The organism is Aeromicrobium massiliense JC14, from assembly GCF_000312105.1.
In the GTDB taxonomy this organism is placed as follows: Bacteria; Actinomycetota; Actinomycetes; order Propionibacteriales; family Nocardioidaceae; genus Aeromicrobium; species Aeromicrobium massiliense.
Window position 1 is genome coordinate 522,874 of the sequence record NZ_HE978636.1, and the last position, 13,683, is coordinate 536,556.

At 73.5% G+C, this 13,683-nt stretch carries 14 protein-coding genes; 8 read left to right on the forward strand and 6 right to left on the reverse strand.

Features of this window, described 5'->3' with window-relative positions; genetic code table 11:
• Positions 1 to 10: 10 nt before the first annotated feature.
• From HGAM_RS17375 to HGAM_RS02730, 3 genes are all read left to right on the forward strand, one after another.
• Positions 11 to 559 carry a WhiB family transcriptional regulator gene (locus HGAM_RS17375; RefSeq protein WP_019143932.1) on the forward strand — a complete coding sequence of 183 codons (549 nt, stop codon included), beginning with the start codon at positions 11 to 13 and terminating at the stop codon, positions 557 to 559.
• Between the two features lie 206 nt (positions 560 to 765).
• A complete protein-coding gene (locus HGAM_RS02725; protein ID WP_019143933.1) occupies positions 766 to 1,296 on the forward strand; it encodes a hypothetical protein in 531 nt (176 codons plus the stop codon).
• Positions 1,297 to 1,468: 172 nt separating this feature from the next.
• Positions 1,469 to 2,134 (forward strand): SDR family oxidoreductase, encoded by a 666-nt coding sequence (locus HGAM_RS02730; RefSeq protein WP_019143934.1) that lies wholly within the window; start codon positions 1,469 to 1,471, stop codon positions 2,132 to 2,134.
• On the opposite strand, the gene HGAM_RS02735 is transcribed toward HGAM_RS02730, so the two are convergent.
• The 4 genes from HGAM_RS02735 to serS form a co-directional block, all read right to left on the reverse strand.
• A complete protein-coding gene (locus HGAM_RS02735) occupies positions 2,128 to 2,742 on the reverse strand; it encodes a TetR/AcrR family transcriptional regulator (RefSeq protein WP_038951499.1) in 615 nt (204 codons plus the stop codon). The two genes, HGAM_RS02730 and HGAM_RS02735, sit on opposite strands and share 7 nt — an antisense overlap.
• 94 nt (positions 2,743 to 2,836) lie before the next feature.
• Positions 2,837 to 3,823 carry an NADP-dependent oxidoreductase gene (locus HGAM_RS02740; protein WP_019143936.1) on the reverse strand — a complete coding sequence of 329 codons (987 nt, stop codon included), beginning with the start codon at positions 3,821 to 3,823 and terminating at the stop codon, positions 2,837 to 2,839.
• A gap of 167 nt (positions 3,824 to 3,990) precedes the next feature.
• The gene (locus HGAM_RS02745) at positions 3,991 to 4,776 is read right to left on the reverse strand and encodes an HAD family hydrolase (protein ID WP_019143937.1); all 786 of its coding nucleotides are present in this window, start codon (positions 4,774 to 4,776) and stop codon (positions 3,991 to 3,993) included.
• Entirely contained in the window at positions 4,773 to 6,041 is a 1,269-nt protein-coding gene (gene serS, locus HGAM_RS02750; protein WP_019143938.1) for a serine--tRNA ligase, read from the reverse strand. The genes HGAM_RS02745 and serS overlap by 4 nt, the downstream gene beginning before the upstream one ends.
• A 106-nt stretch (positions 6,042 to 6,147) precedes the next feature.
• Between serS and HGAM_RS19980 the strand changes: the two genes are divergently transcribed.
• Both HGAM_RS19980 and HGAM_RS02760 read left to right on the forward strand, forming a co-directional pair.
• A complete protein-coding gene (locus tag HGAM_RS19980) occupies positions 6,148 to 7,752 on the forward strand; it encodes a bifunctional phosphatase PAP2/diacylglycerol kinase family protein (protein WP_172636413.1) in 1,605 nt (534 codons plus the stop codon).
• A gap of 25 nt (positions 7,753 to 7,777) precedes the next feature.
• Entirely contained in the window at positions 7,778 to 9,205 is a 1,428-nt protein-coding gene (locus HGAM_RS02760; protein WP_019143940.1) for a hypothetical protein, read from the forward strand.
• 117 nt (positions 9,206 to 9,322) lie between these two features.
• Here HGAM_RS02760 and HGAM_RS02765 read toward each other — a convergent pair whose 3' ends face one another.
• Together HGAM_RS02765 and HGAM_RS02770 are read right to left on the reverse strand one after the other, a co-directional pair.
• On the reverse strand, positions 9,323 to 9,988 hold the full coding sequence (locus tag HGAM_RS02765; protein WP_020691416.1) for a nitroreductase: 666 nt from the start codon (positions 9,986 to 9,988) through the stop codon (positions 9,323 to 9,325).
• Positions 9,981 to 10,853 carry an alpha/beta fold hydrolase gene (locus HGAM_RS02770; protein WP_019143942.1) on the reverse strand — a complete coding sequence of 291 codons (873 nt, stop codon included), beginning with the start codon at positions 10,851 to 10,853 and terminating at the stop codon, positions 9,981 to 9,983. The genes HGAM_RS02765 and HGAM_RS02770 overlap by 8 nt, the downstream gene beginning before the upstream one ends.
• Before the next feature lie 170 nt (positions 10,854 to 11,023).
• On the opposite strand from HGAM_RS02770, the gene HGAM_RS17385 reads away from it, so the two are divergent.
• Genes HGAM_RS17385 through HGAM_RS02785 form a run of 3 tightly spaced genes read left to right on the forward strand, consistent with a single transcriptional unit; the run spans position 11,024 to position 13,683 of the window.
• Positions 11,024 to 11,344 (forward strand): 4-fold beta flower protein, encoded by a 321-nt coding sequence (locus HGAM_RS17385; protein WP_019143943.1) that lies wholly within the window; start codon positions 11,024 to 11,026, stop codon positions 11,342 to 11,344.
• 42 nt (positions 11,345 to 11,386) lie between these two features.
• Positions 11,387 to 12,883: an SDR family oxidoreductase gene (locus HGAM_RS17390; protein ID WP_019143944.1), complete on the forward strand. Its 1,497-nt coding sequence runs from the start codon at positions 11,387 to 11,389 to the stop codon at positions 12,881 to 12,883.
• A complete protein-coding gene (locus HGAM_RS02785) occupies positions 12,880 to 13,683 on the forward strand; it encodes a DUF1206 domain-containing protein (RefSeq protein ID WP_019143945.1) in 804 nt (267 codons plus the stop codon). The genes HGAM_RS17390 and HGAM_RS02785 overlap by 4 nt, the downstream gene beginning before the upstream one ends.

A 13,683-nucleotide genomic window follows, 5' to 3' on the forward strand; every position in this document is an offset into this window, starting at 1 on the left:
GGAGGTTGCTGTGACGACGATGGAGACGGACTCCTACATCCCCGCCTGTGCGAAGTCCCCTGAGGACTTCCTGCCCTACGAGCTGAGCGACGAGGGTCCGGGCGACCAGCGTCACCAGCAGGCCCGCATGGCCGCGGCCCACCGGCAGTGCGCCGCGTGCCCGCTGTTCGTCGAGTGCCTGTACCGCTCGGTGGTCGAGGTCGACGTGAGCGGCTACGTGGCCTGCACGACCGAGGACCAGCGGCGCGACATGCGCGCGATGCTCGGGGTCGAGATCGGCCAGCCCGCCCCGGGCGTCATCGGCGCCCCGCGCGTCGGCGCCGGCCCGGTCGACCACGAGTCCGTCGTCGCGATGCGGCAGGCGTACCCCAACGACACGTGCCACCAGCTGGCCGAGCGGCTCGGCTGCTCCACGTCGACCATCAAGCGTCACCTGCGTCGCGAGCGCGAGCGTCAGGCCGCGCAGGTCGCGGCGGCGCCGCCGACCATTCGCCGCGTGCCCACCACCGACGAGGTGCTGGACGCGTTCGACAGCCTGGAGACCAGCAAGGTCGCCTGAAGCCCCGGCACCACGACGAGGCGCCCTCCCCCACGGGGAAGGGCGCCTCGTCGCGTCCGGGCCTGCGCCGGACCTCTCGTCCCAAGATCGCGCGCCACCCCGCCGAAAGATCCCCGCGATCTGGGATGTCATGTCAGCGGGCGCGCTCTATCTTCTGCGCACCGTCCCACCTGGGCTGCCTGCAGCCCCCACTCGAAGGAACGCTCATGCGCATCCGCTCCATCGTCTCCACCATCGTGGCCGCCGGCTTCCTGGTCACCGCCGCCCCGACGGCCGCCCAGGCCAGTGACTACTTCTGGATGAAGGACCGGGTGGGCGACGCGCGTGCCACCTCTGACATCACCCGGGTCAAGGTCACGAAGACGGACTCGCTGGTCATCACCAAGATCTCCCTCCGCAAGGTGAAGCGATCCAGCCCGGTCGAGCTGTACTACGACACGAAGGGCGACGGTCGGCCCGACTACCGCGTCAGGATCAAGGGCTCCGAGCAGATCGTCAGCGAGCACGGGTGGAAGGGCGGCAGCACCTACCAGTGGGGCGGTTGCCTGAACGAGCTCGGCGGGCAGCGCGCCGTGAGCTACCAGACCAAGGCGAAGACCATCACCGTGAAGACCCCGCTCGAGTGCATGGCCGAGACCGGGACGCCCACGAAGATCCGCGTGGCGGCGAGCGCGAAGTCCGGCTCGACCCGTGACTGGGCCTACGCGAAGCGCCACTACACCCGCTGGCTCCGCTGAGTCCTGGAGTCGGGCCACGAGCCGCGACGTGAATCCGCGTCACGACTCCCGCAGGCGGCGTAGCCCACCCCAGCAGGCGCCACCTGCACCTGAGCCCCGGTCACACGACGAGGCGCCCTCCCCCACGCGGGAAGGGCGCCTCGTCGCGTCCGGGCCGCACTAGCGTGGGGTCATGCCTCTCGCCCTCGTCACCGGAGCCCGCCGCCCCGAGGGACTCGCCGCCAGCATCGTCCCCCGCCTGGTCGCCGACGGCTGGGACGTCGCGACGTCCGACCTGCACGGCACCGACTTCCCCTGCGACCTGTCCACGCCCACCGGGCCGGACGAGCTGCTGCGCGCGGTCACGGCCGAGCGCGGCCCGATCACGGCGCTCGTGCTCAGCCACGCGCACGACGTCGAGTCCGGCGTGCTCGACACGACGGCCGAGAGCTTCGACCGACACGTCGCGGTCAACGCCCGCGCGAGCCTGCTGCTCGTCGCCGGGTTCGCCCGCCAGGTGCCGGACGGCGGCGGAGCGGTGGTGGCGCTGACCAGCGACCACACGACCGGCAACCTGCCCTACGGCGCCTCGAAGGGGGCGCTGGACCGCATCGTCATCTCGGCCGCCCGCGAGCTCGGCCCGCTCGGCGTCTCGGCCAACGTCGTGAACCCGGGGCCGGTCGACACCGGCTGGATGGACGACGGGGTGCGCGAGGCGCTGGGCGCCCACCAGCCGCTCGGCCGCCTGGGCACCGCCCAGGACGTCGCGGAGGTGGTGGCGTTCCTCGTCTCCCCCGCCGGTCGCTGGGTCTCGGGCCAGCTGCTGCACGCCGACGGCGGCTTCTCTGCCCGCTACTGAGCCGGCGTGCCGTTGCGCAGGACCACCGCGACCTGGCGCCGCACCTCCTCGACGACGTCGTCGACCGTGGCGGCGGCGTCCCGCGGCGCGGCCATGGCCAGGAACATCACCGCGGACACGACGTGCGCGAGCGCGACGGCGTCCTGCTCCGGCCGGACCTCGCGGCGCAGCACGTCCGCGAGGGCCGCCTCGGTCCGGCCCACGATCGCGAGCGCCTCGGCGTGGTGCGTCTCCGTGGGGTCGCCGAAGACCATCTCGCGCAGGTAGGTGCGCCCGTTGTCGACGTGCGTGCGGTTGCACTCGACGACGGGCCGGACGACGGCCATCACCGCGTCGACGACGTCCGGGACACCGTCGGCGGCCTGCACCCCGCGAGCCAGCGCGTCCTCGTAGGCGGCGTTCTGCACGAGCAGCAGCAGCTCGCCCTTGGTACGGGCGTAGAGGAACAGGGTGCCGGCGCCGATGTCGGCCCGCTCGGCGATCTGCTGGGTCGTCACGTCGTCGACCCCGCGCTCGGCGAACAGCTCGCGCGCCGCGGCGGTGATGCGGTCGAGCTTCTCCTGCTTGTTGCGCTCGCGCCGGCTCACGGCCCTGGGGGCGGCTGTCATCGAGAGTTCCTCCGGCCTACGAGTGCGGGCGCGTGCTGGTGCGCCGGGGTCGAGTGTCCCACCCGCCGCCGCAAGCCGCGGGCGACGACACGGATCAGCGGGTCACGACGGCCTTGCCCCGGACGCGTCCCTCAGCCAGGGCGGCGAGCGCCTCGGGCGTCCGGCCGAGGTCGAAGGCCTCGACCGTGGGCGGGCGCAGCGTGCCGGCCTCGACCAAGGCGGTGATCTCACGCAGCTGCTCGCCGGAGGCGTGCATGAACAGGAACTCGTAGGACACCCCAGCGCGCCGAGCCTGACGGCGGACCTTGCTGCTGAGCCCCGCGACCGCGAGGCGCAGGAGCGGGTTCAGGCCGGCCTGCCGCGCGAACGCCGGGTCGGGCGGTCCGGCGATGCCGATGGCGCGCCCACCGGGACGCAGCACGCCGAGCGACCGCGTCAAGTTGTCTCCGCCGAGACTGTCGAGCACCAGGTCGTAGCCGGAGAGCTGAGCGGCGAAGTCCTGGGTGCGGTAGTCGACCACCACGTCCGCGCCGAGCTCGCGCACGAGCGCCAGACCGTCCCCGCTCGCCGTCGTGGCCACGTGCGCCCCGAGGTGCTTGGCGAGCTGGATCGCGACCGAGCCGACCGCACCCGCACCGGCGTGGACGAGGACCTTCTGACCGGGTTGGACGCGACCGCGCTCGACCAGCACCTGCCACGCGGTCAGCGAGACGAGCGGCAGCGCGGCGGCCTCGGCCATGCCGAGCGAGGCCGGCACGGGGGCGAGGTCGGCCTCGGCCACGGCGACCCGCTCGGCGAACGTCCCGGGTCGGGCCGGTCGGCCGTAGACCCGGTCCCCCACCGCGAAGGCGCGCACGTCGGTCCCGACCTGCAGCACGGTGCCGGCCACGTCGTGCCCGAGGACCAGCGGCAGGGACGCGGGCAGGATCGCCTTGAACTCGCCGGCCCGGATCTTCTCGTCGAGGTGGTTGAGGCCCGCCGCCTCGACGTCCACCAGCACGTCGTGCGGGCCGACCACCGGCTCGGCGACCTCCATCCGGGTCAGGGGCTGCTGGTAGGCGGTGATGCCGAAGGCGTGCATGAGGAGACTCCTGGAGAGGCGGGGGCGGAGCGGGCTCCGCGCGGTCGCGCCATCGCATGATCCCGACCGCGCTCATTCCTGAGCCTACTCAGGTTTGCGGACGGGGCAAGTCCCCGGCCGCTGACCCGGTGCCCGGACGGCACCTGGCGCCCGTCCGGACGCGCGACCTACAGGTAGCGCTGGAGCTCGGTGAGCAGGCCGTCCTCGTGGATCGAGCCCGTGACGTCGTCGGCGACGTCCTTGAGGACGTCCGGGGCCTGGCCCATGGCCACGCCGCGGCCGGCCCACTGCAGCATCTCGACGTCGTTGTTGCCGTCGCCGACCGCCAGCACCTCCGAGCGCTCGACCCCGAGCTTCTCGCACAGCACCTCGAGGCCGTACGCCTTCGAGACGCCCTGCGGCGCGAGGTCGAGCCACGCGTCGTAGCCGATGTAGTAGGAGGTGTCGTCCAGGCCGAGACCGCGGACGATCTCGCCGAACTCCTCCGGCGCGTGGTCGGGGCTGCGGATGATGACGCGCACGACCGGCTCGGCGATGAGCGACTCGACGTCCTCGACCACGATCGTGCCGTTGATCTCGCCGGTCGGGAACGGGCGGCTGACCCGGTAGCCGGTGCCGAGCTCCTCGACCGCGACGATCGCGTCGGGCATCTCGGCCAGCACGCGGCGCACGGCCTCGGACGCGTCGAAGGTGACGGTGTGCAGGATGTCGACCGGCGGGTACGCCAGCACGACGGCACCGTTGGACGCGATCGCGTGACGGCCCTCGAGCCCGAGCTTGTCGACGACGTCCAGGACGCCGGGGATGGCGCGGCCGGTGCTGATGACGACCTCGATGCCGCGATCGACCAGGCCACGCACCGCCTCGCGGACGGGCGCGGTGAGCCGGTTGCGCTCGTCCACGATGGTGCCGTCGACGTCGAGGGCCACGAGCTTGGGCTGGAAGGCGGTCACGAGCGCGGCTCCAGGACCTCGGGCAGCAGGCCGTGCAGCGCCTTGGGCAGGCGCACCGAGCCGTCGGCCTGCTGGCCGTTCTCGAGCAGCGCGATGATCGTGCGGGTCATGGCGCACAGGGTGCCGTTGAGCGTCGAGACGTGGCGCGGGCCCTCGTCGGTGCGCTCGCGGATGTCGAGGCGGCGGGCCTGGAACTGCGTACAGTTGGACGCCGAGGAGACCTCGCGGTACTTGCCCTGGGTGGGGATCCAGGCCTCGCAGTCGAACTTGCGGATGGCCGACAGGCCGAGGTCGCCGGCGGCGACGTCGACGACCCGGTAGGGCAGCTCGAGCGCGTCCAGCCAGGCGCGCTCCCAGCCGAGCAGCCGCTCGTGCTCGGCCGCGGCCTCCTCGGGCGTCGTGTAGACGAACATCTCCACCTTGTCGAACCAGTGCACCCGGAAGATCCCCCGCGTGTCCTTGCCGTACGAGCCTGCCTCGCGCCGGTAGCAGGGGCTGAACGCGGCGTAGCGTCGCGGCAACGATCCGGCGTCCAGGATCTCGTCGGAGTGGTACGCCGCGAGCGGCACCTCGCTGGTGCCCACGAGGTACAGGTCGTCCTTGGGCAGGTAGTAGACGTCGTCGGCGGCCTGGCCGAGGAAGCCGGTGCCCTCCATGGCGCGCGGCTTGACCAGCGCTGGCGGGATCATCGGCGTGAAGCCCCACTCGGCGGCCTTGCTCATCGCCAGCTGGGTGAGCGCCAGCTCGAGCTGGGCGCCGACGCCGGTCAGGTAGTAGAAGCGCGCGCCGGAGACCTTCGCGCCGCGCTCGACGTCGAAGGCGCCGAGCGCCTCGCCGAGCTCGAGGTGGTCCTTGGGCTCGAAGCCCTCGGCGGCGAAGTCGCGCGGGGTGCCGACGGTGTCGAGCACGACGAAGTCGTCCTCGCCGCCCTCGGGCGCCTGCTCGGACGCCAGGTTCGGCAGGCTCTTGAGCAGCCGCTCGAACGCCTGGGCCGCCTCGCCCTGCGCCGCCTCGGCCTCCTTCACCTGCGCCGACAGCGCCTTGGTGCGGGCCAGCAGCTCGGCCTTCTCGTCGCCGGACGCCTTCGCGACCAGCTTGCCGATCGACTTCTGCTCGGCGCGGACCGCCTCGTACGCGGCGATCGAGGAGCGGCGTCGCTCGTCGGCGGCGACGAGCTCGTCGACGAGGCTCTCGGACTCCCCACGACGTCGCTGGGCGGCACGCAGGAGGTCGGGGTCTTCACGCAGGAGCTTGGCGTCGATCACGCGCCCAGCCTATCGGCGCGGGCCCGCGACAGCGCGGTCCCGTCGGCCGGGCACTACGCTGGCCCGGTTCGGCCGACGACGAGGGGAGCTGCTGGTGACGATCGACGTGCGACGCGCACGCCCGACCCACCCGGTCCTCCTGGGCACCTTCGCCGCCCTGCTCCTCGCCACCTTCGTCACGCTCGCCACCCTGGTGGCCACCGGCTCGACCTGGCTGCAGGACCTCGACACCCGGCTCTCCTCACGAGCGCTGCTGTTCACCAGCACCCACGACCTCGTGCACGACGCAGCCAAGGCGGCGAGCATCGGCCTGGACCGCTGGACCTGGACGCCGGTGCTGCTGGTCGTCGCCTTCTGGGCGTGGCGCCGCGGCGCTCCCCGGCTGGCCGCGTTCGTGGTCGCCGCCGGTGTCACCGAGGCGATGCTCAACCCGCTGCTCAAGCTGGCCTTCGACCGCGACCGTCCGGTGCACGAGGACCCGCTCGAGGTCTTCCACGGGCTGTCGTTCCCGAGCGGCCACTCGTCCTCGGCCGGCGTCGGCTGCACCGTGCTCGTGATCGTCACCCTCGTGGCCCTGCGGCGCGGGACGCGCCGCCGGCTGCTCATCGGGCTGCTCGTCGTCCTCGCCCTGCTCGTGGCCACGAGCCGGGTGTTCTACGGCGCCCACTACCCCAGCGACGTCGTCGCCGGGCTGTGCGAGGGCGTGCTGGTCGCCCTGCTGTGGTGGGCGATGCTGCTGCGCACCGACCGCACCGGCACGCCGCTCGTGGCCGCCGCCCCGGGGGCCGAGCCGCGCCGGGCCGCCGTCGTGCTCAACCCGGCCAAGGTCGGCGACGTCGACACGTTCAAGGAGCGGGTCGCCGAGGTCGCGCGGCTGCACGGCTGGCGCGAGCCGATGTGGCTGCGCACCACCATCGAGGACCCCGGCACCGGCCAGGCGCAGGCCGCGGTCGAGGCGGACGTCGACCTCATCGTGGTGGCCGGCGGTGACGGCACCGTCCGCACCGTCTGCGAGGTCGCGGCCGGCAGCGGCGTCCCGGTCGGCATCGTCCCGCACGGCACCGGCAACCTGCTCGCCCGCAACCTCGACATCCCGCTCAACATCCGCGACGCGATGGACGTGGCGTTCAGCGGCCAGGACCGTGCCGTCGACCTCGGTCACTTCATGTCCGACGCGCCCGAGGCCGAGCGCACCGCCTTCCTGGTCATGGCCGGGCTGGGCATGGACGCGGCGATCATGACCGGCGTCGACGAGGAGCTGAAGGCGAAGGTCGGCTGGGCCGCGTACTTCGTCTCCGGCGTGAAGGCCGCCCGCTACCCGGCGCAGCGGGTCAAGATCACCGTCGACGACGCCGAGCCGGTCAAGCTCAAGGCGCGCACGGTCGTCGTCGGCAACGTCGGCTTCCTGCAGGCCGGCATCCCGCTGCTGCCCGACGCCCGGATCGACGACGGGTTGCTCGACGCCGTCGTCCTGGCCCCCAAGCGCTTCATCGGCTGGCTGGCGATCGGTGCCCGGCTCTTCACGCGCGGCAAGCGCACCAACGACAAGCTCGAGCGCTTCACCGGCACCCGCATCCTCATCGAGGCCAAGGAGCCGATGCCGATGCAGCTGGACGGCGACCCGGTCGGCGAGGGCACCCGGATCGAGGCGACGATCAGCGCCGGGGTGCTGCTCGTGCGCGTGCCGGACGACGGCGGTCTTCGCGACTGACCGGTAAGGGATTACCGTGCGTCGGGTGAGCGAACCGACCGTCAGCTTCCCCTCCGAGAGCACCACCTCGACCGCCCGCACCGTCCTCGCGGACGCGCTGCGCAAGGCGGACCCCGTCGGTGCGCGCGCCGTCGAGCACGAGACCGCCTGGCGGCGCCAGTACCTGTCCCACTTCCGCCGCGCGGTCGAGGCCGGCATCGGCGAGGCGTCGTCGGCCCACCGCATCGCCGCCGACGGCCTGGCCTCGGCGTACGGCCACTTCACGTACGGCGACGCCCCGCTGGGCGAGGCCATCGGGACCCAGCCGCTCACCCAGGCCTTCCACACCGTCGAGGTGCGCGGCGAGGCCGAGCCCGAGACCGAGCTGACGCTCCCCTACCGCGGCGAGCGGCTGAGCGGCGACGCCCTCGGCGCCCAGCTCGACGACTGGGTCGCGCGCGGGGTCATCACGACGTCCGCGGCCGACCGCGTGCGCCTGGTGCAGCAGCACCCCGAGTGGCTGCGCCTGGACGGCGAGACGGTCGTCGTCCTCGGCGCCGGCGCCGAGATGGGCCCGATGCACGCGCTGCTGCGCTGGGGCGCGGACGTCGTCGCGCTCGACCTGCCGCGCGAGGACGTCCAGGAGCGCATCCGCCAGACCGCCTCGTCGCTCGCCGGGCGCGTGCGCCTGCCCGCCCGCATCGTCGGCGGCGCCGGGTCGGACGCGGGCGCGGACCTGCTCACCGAGCTGCCGGCCATCGCCGAGTGGCTCGACGGCATCGACGGCGCGCTCGTGCTGGGCAACTACTGCTACGCCGACGGCGGCACCCACGTGCGGCTGTCGATGGCGGCCGACGCCCTCGGCACGCACCTGGTCGAGCGCCGGCCCGACACCGCGCTGGCGTTCCTGGCCACCCCGACCGACGTGTTCGCCGTGCCGCGCGGCGAGGTCGTCGCGGCCGACGCCGCGTACCGCGCGGGCGGCGCGATGTCGCGACTGAGCCGGCGCACCGTCCGCACGCTGGCCGGGGGCCGGCTGCTCACCCGCAACTACCCGCCGGCGGCCGATCCCGGCATCTGCGACGCGCTCGTGCCGCAGCAAGGGCCGAACTACGCCTTCGCCAAGCGGCTGCAGCGCTGGCGCGCGACGGCGGCGCGCCATGACGGCGTGCGCGTCTCGCTCAACGTGGCGCCGTCCACCCGCACCCGCTCGGTGGTCAAGAACAAGGCGCTCGCCGCCGCGTACGCCGGCGCCCACCGCTTCGGCGTCGAGGTGTTCGACCCGGCGACGAGCAACACGCTCATGGCGGCGCTGCTCGTGCACGACCTCAAGGCCGGCGCCCCGGCCGAGGCCGAGCCGTGGATGGACGAGGCGGCCGGCGCCTGCCACGGCGGCCTGTGGACCGCGGCCTACCACCCGCGCAGCGCGCTGGGCCTGGCCGCGATCCTCGGCGTCGGCGCCCTCCGCGGGTAGCCCTCGGCGTTCCTGTCCTCAGGTTCCCGTTGAGTGTGACGTTTCGGGGCTCGTCCAGCCCGTTCCACCCCCGAGACGTCACACTCAGCGCGAACGGGCGCTCAGCCCGGGTCGAGGTCAGTCGCGGAAGGTGACGAACTCGTCCAGCGGGACGCGGTTGGTCCGGTAGGTGTTCGTCAGGTGCTCGGGGTCGGGACGCCCGAAGGCGATGCCGGCCACCACCTGACGGTCGTCGGCCAGCCCCAGGTGCTCGCGGACGACGCCGGCGCGCATGGCGATCGCCGCCTGGGCGCACGCACCGAGGCCGAGGGCCTGCGCGGCGAGCAGGAACGAGTCGATGAACAGGCCGCAGTCGACCGCGCCGTACGGGCCGAGCGACGCCGTGGTCGTGACGATCGCCGCGTGCGGGGCGCCGAAGAACTCGAAGTTGCGCAGCATCTGGGCTGCGGACGCGTCGCGGTCGCCCTTCGCGACACCGACCGCCTCGTACAGCTGCCAGCCGGACTCGCGACGCCGGTCGGCGTAGACGCCCTCGTACCCGGCCGGGAACGGGATGTCCGGCGTCCAGTGCTCGGCGTCCTCGGCCATCGCCTTCACCAGCGACGACGTGGCCTCGCCCGACAGGACGGTGACCTCCCACGGCTGGGTGTTGCACCACGACGGCGTGCGGCCGGCGACGGTCAGCAGCCGCTCGATCGTCTCGCGCGGGACCTCGTCGGACAGGTAGCCGCGGCAGCTCCAGCGCTCGGCCAGCAGCCGCTCGAGGACGGTCATGTCATCCATGGATGCTCCACATCTGGGTGAGGGTCTGCAGGACGGCCACGAGCGCGACCGGCTGGTCGAGCATCACGTGGTGCCCGGAGTCCAGGACGGTCGTGACGGGCACGCGCCCGCCCAGCCGCTCGGCGGTGTCGGCGACGATCGCCGGCGTGGCCATGCCGCGCTCGGCCCGCACGAGCGCCACCGGGCACTCGGCCTTGCCGAGCATGTCCGGGCTCATCGCGGACGAGCCGAAGATGCGCTGGTCGAACTTCCACGTCCAGCCGTCGTCGACGCGCCGGACGGAGCCCTCGGCGACGTGCCGGGTGACGTACGGCAGGTCACGGTCGTCGTCGGGCAGCGTGCGGAACCGGCTCAGGATCGACTCACGGTCCGGGTAGCGCTTCGTGCGCGGGGCGGACGCCGCCTCGCGCGCCCGCTCGCGGACGGTGTCGGGCAGCACCCGCACCGGCGAGTCGACGGCCGCGGCCCCCCGCAGCCGGCAGCCGGGCTGTGCGGCGGCGGTGAGCGCGACGAACCCGCCCATGCTGTGGCCCAGGACGACCGGCTCGGCGTCCCCCTCGGCCGCGGCCACCGCGACGACCTCGCGCGCCCAGGTCTCGAGCGAGTAGGCGTCGCGCCAGCCGCTGTCGCCGTGCCCGGACAGGTCGAGCGCGACCACACGGCGGTCGATGGCCAGGAACGGTGCGACGTGGTCCCACCACCCGGCGTGCGCGGCACCGCCGTGCACCAGGACGACCACGGGCGCCCCGGCCGGACCCCACGTCCGGTAGGCGACCTCGCAGCCGTCGACCGTCACCTGGTGGGCGTCGGGTCGCTGGGCGAGGGCCTCGGCGAACCAGGCGGGGACGGGCTCGTCGGTGTTCATGCGGCCTCCTGCGTCGTCGCCACATCCAAACAGACGGGGAGACCGGGATCACACCCGCCCACAGGACTAGCCCGAAGGAGCCATTTTCCACCGACCTCGGCGAGCCGCCCACGCGCCCGGTCAGGTCGGCCTAGCGTCGGCCGAAGGGACTGGTGCGAAAGGGGGCACCGATGAACAGCTACCTGTACGACCTCGACGGGCACGTCATCGCGTTCCGCCGCGACCCGGACGACCCGCACGTCTTCGACCTCGAGGGCCACTGGATCGGCTGGCAGGCGTGGGAGGACCGCGACGTCGCCGACCAGGACGGCCGCTACCTCGGCACGATCGTGTGCGACCGGCTGGTGCGCCGCAACGACTGGTGGGAGCGCCCGGCCCCCACCCCGGTCGTCCCGCCCGCCGCGCCGCTGCCCTCCGGCCGTCCGCTGCCGCCGGCGGCGTTCCCCTACCGGTTCGCCTACGAGGACGTCCGGCTGCCGCACCCGGCCTGATCTGCACGTGCCGTCCGGGCTCCGCGGCCCGATACTCGGCACATGACCCGAAGCCTCGTCACCGGTGCGACCGGATACATCGGCGGGCGCCTCGTCCCCGTCCTGCTCGACGCCGGGCACACCGTCCGCGTCATGGCCCGCGACGAGTCGAAGGCCCAGGCGCACGACTGGGCCGACCGGGTCGAGATCGCCCGCGCCGACGCCACCGACGCCGACGACGTGCGCCGCGCCCTCGAGGGCGTCGACGTCGCCTACTACCTGCTGCACTCGATCGGCACCGGCAAGGACTTCGCGGCCACCGAGGAGCGCATCGCCCGCACGTTCGCCGAGCAGGCCCACGCCGCCGGGGTGCAGCGCATCGTCTACCTCAGCGGCATGGACCCGGCCGGCGAGGAGCTGTCCGAGCACCTTCGCTCGCGCGACCGGGTCGCCCAGGTGCTGCTCGACTCGGGCGTGCCGACCACGGTGCTGCAGGCCGGGGTGGTGATCGGCTCGGGCTCGGCGTCCTTCGAGATGCTGCGCCACCTCACCGAGCGGCTGCCGGTCATGGTCACGCCGCGGTGGGTGCACAGCCGCATCCAGCCGATCGCCGTGCGCGACGTGCTGCACTACCTGGCCGGCAGCGCGTCCATGCCGGCGGACGTGAGCCGGCGCTTCGACATCGGTGGGCCGGACGTGCTGACCTACCTGAGCATGATGCAGCGGTACGCGGCCGTGGCCGGTCTGCCGAAGCGGCGCATCCTGCCGGTGCCGATCCTGTCGCCGACGCTCTCGAGCCTGTGGGTGGGGCTCGTGACGCCCGTGCCGAGCGGCCTGGCGCGTCCGCTCGTGGAGTCGCTGCGCAACAACGTCGTGGCCTCCGAGCACGACATCGACGAGCTCGTGCCGCCGCCCGAGGGCGGTCTCACCGGCTTCGACCGGTCGGTCGAGCTCGCGCTGACCAGGATCCAGAACCTGGACGTGCCGACGTCCTGGTCGTCGGCCAGCCCGGCCGGTGCCCCGGCCGCGCCGCTGCCCTCCGACCCGGACTGGGCCGGCGGCACGCTCTACGCCGACGAGCGGACCCGCGAGGTCGATGCCACGCCGGACGACCTGTGGGCCGTCATCCAGGGCATCGGCGGCTCGCAGGGCTGGTACTCGTGGCCGCTCGCCTGGCGCGTCCGCGGCCTGCTCGACCGGCTGGTCGGCGGGCCCGGCCTGCGCCGCGGACGCCGCGACCCCGAGCGGCTGCTGGTCGGCGACGCCGTCGACTTCTGGCGCGTGGAGCAGGTCGAGGAGAAGAAGCTGCTGCGGCTGCGGGCCGAGATGCGCCTGCCCGGGCTCGCCTGGCTCGAGCTGTGCATCGGCTCGACCGACGGCGGCACGACCACCTTCAGCCACCGGGCCCTGTACGCCCCGCGCGGTCTGGTCGGCCGGCTCTACTGGTGGAGCATCTACCCCTTCCACGGCGTCGTCTTCGGCGGGCTGCAGCGCAACCTCGCGCTCGCCGCCGAGCAGCGCAGCCACGGCTCCGCACAGACCGAGAGGAGCGCCGCATGAGCGCCACGCAGGACGTCCGCGACCACGACGCGCTCGAGCACGGCGCGCGCGTCGGGCTAATCGCCTACGGCGTCGTGCACGTGATCGTCGCCTGGATAACCCTGCAGCTGGCCTGGGGCGGCAGTGGCGAGGAGGCCAGCGAGTCCGGCGCCATGCAGGAGCTCGCCGAGAAGCCGCTCGGCACCGCGCTGCTCTGGATCGTCGTCGTCGGGCTGGTCGCGCTCACGCTGTGGCAGCTGGCCACGGCGATCTGGGGCTTCCGCTCCGAGGACGGCACCGAGCGGCTGCGCCACCGGCTCGCCGCCCTGGGCCGCGGCGTGGTCTACGCCGTCCTGGCCTTCACCGCCGGGCGCACCGCCACCGGCAGCAGCGGGGGCGGCGACTCGTCCCAGGAGGGCATGACCGCCAAGCTCATGGGCGCTCCTGCCGGCCAGTGGCTGGTCGGCGCCGTCGGCCTGGGCATCGCGGTCGTGGGCGTCTACCTGATCTGGCGCGGTGTCACCCAGGGCTTCACCGTCGACCTGCGCACGGACGCGCTGGCGGGCAGCACCGAGAAGCCGGTCATCGTCACGGGCACCGTCGGCCACGTGGCCAAGGGCGCCGCGATCACCGTCGTGGGCGGCCTGTTCCTGTGGGCGGCGGCGACGTACGACCCGGAGAAGGCCGGTGGCCTGGACGACGCGCTGACGACGCTGCGCGAGCAGCCGTTCGGCCCGTACCTGCTCACCGCGATCGCGCTGGGACTGCTGGCGTACGGCGTCTACTGCTTCGCCTGGGCGCGGTACGTCCGCCAGCGGTAG

Excerpts from the sequence above, each read along its gene's own strand:
- HGAM_RS02725 (WP_019143933.1), top strand. The coding sequence starts at position 766 with ATGCGCATCCGCTCCATCGTCTCCACCATCGTGGCCGCCGGCTTCCTG.
- HGAM_RS02730 (WP_019143934.1), top strand. The coding sequence starts at position 1,469 with ATGCCTCTCGCCCTCGTCACCGGAGCCCGCCGCCCCGAGGGACTCGCC.
- HGAM_RS02735 (WP_038951499.1), bottom strand. The coding sequence starts at position 2,742 with ATGACAGCCGCCCCCAGGGCCGTGAGCCGGCGCGAGCGCAACAAGCAG.
- HGAM_RS02740 (WP_019143936.1), bottom strand. The coding sequence starts at position 3,823 with ATGCACGCCTTCGGCATCACCGCCTACCAGCAGCCCCTGACCCGGATG.
- HGAM_RS02765 (WP_020691416.1), bottom strand. The coding sequence starts at position 9,988 with ATGGATGACATGACCGTCCTCGAGCGGCTGCTGGCCGAGCGCTGGAGC.
- HGAM_RS02770 (WP_019143942.1), bottom strand. The coding sequence starts at position 10,853 with ATGAACACCGACGAGCCCGTCCCCGCCTGGTTCGCCGAGGCCCTCGCC.
- HGAM_RS17385 (WP_019143943.1), top strand. The coding sequence starts at position 11,024 with ATGAACAGCTACCTGTACGACCTCGACGGGCACGTCATCGCGTTCCGC.
- HGAM_RS17390 (WP_019143944.1), top strand. The coding sequence starts at position 11,387 with ATGACCCGAAGCCTCGTCACCGGTGCGACCGGATACATCGGCGGGCGC.
- HGAM_RS02785 (WP_019143945.1), top strand. The coding sequence starts at position 12,880 with ATGAGCGCCACGCAGGACGTCCGCGACCACGACGCGCTCGAGCACGGC.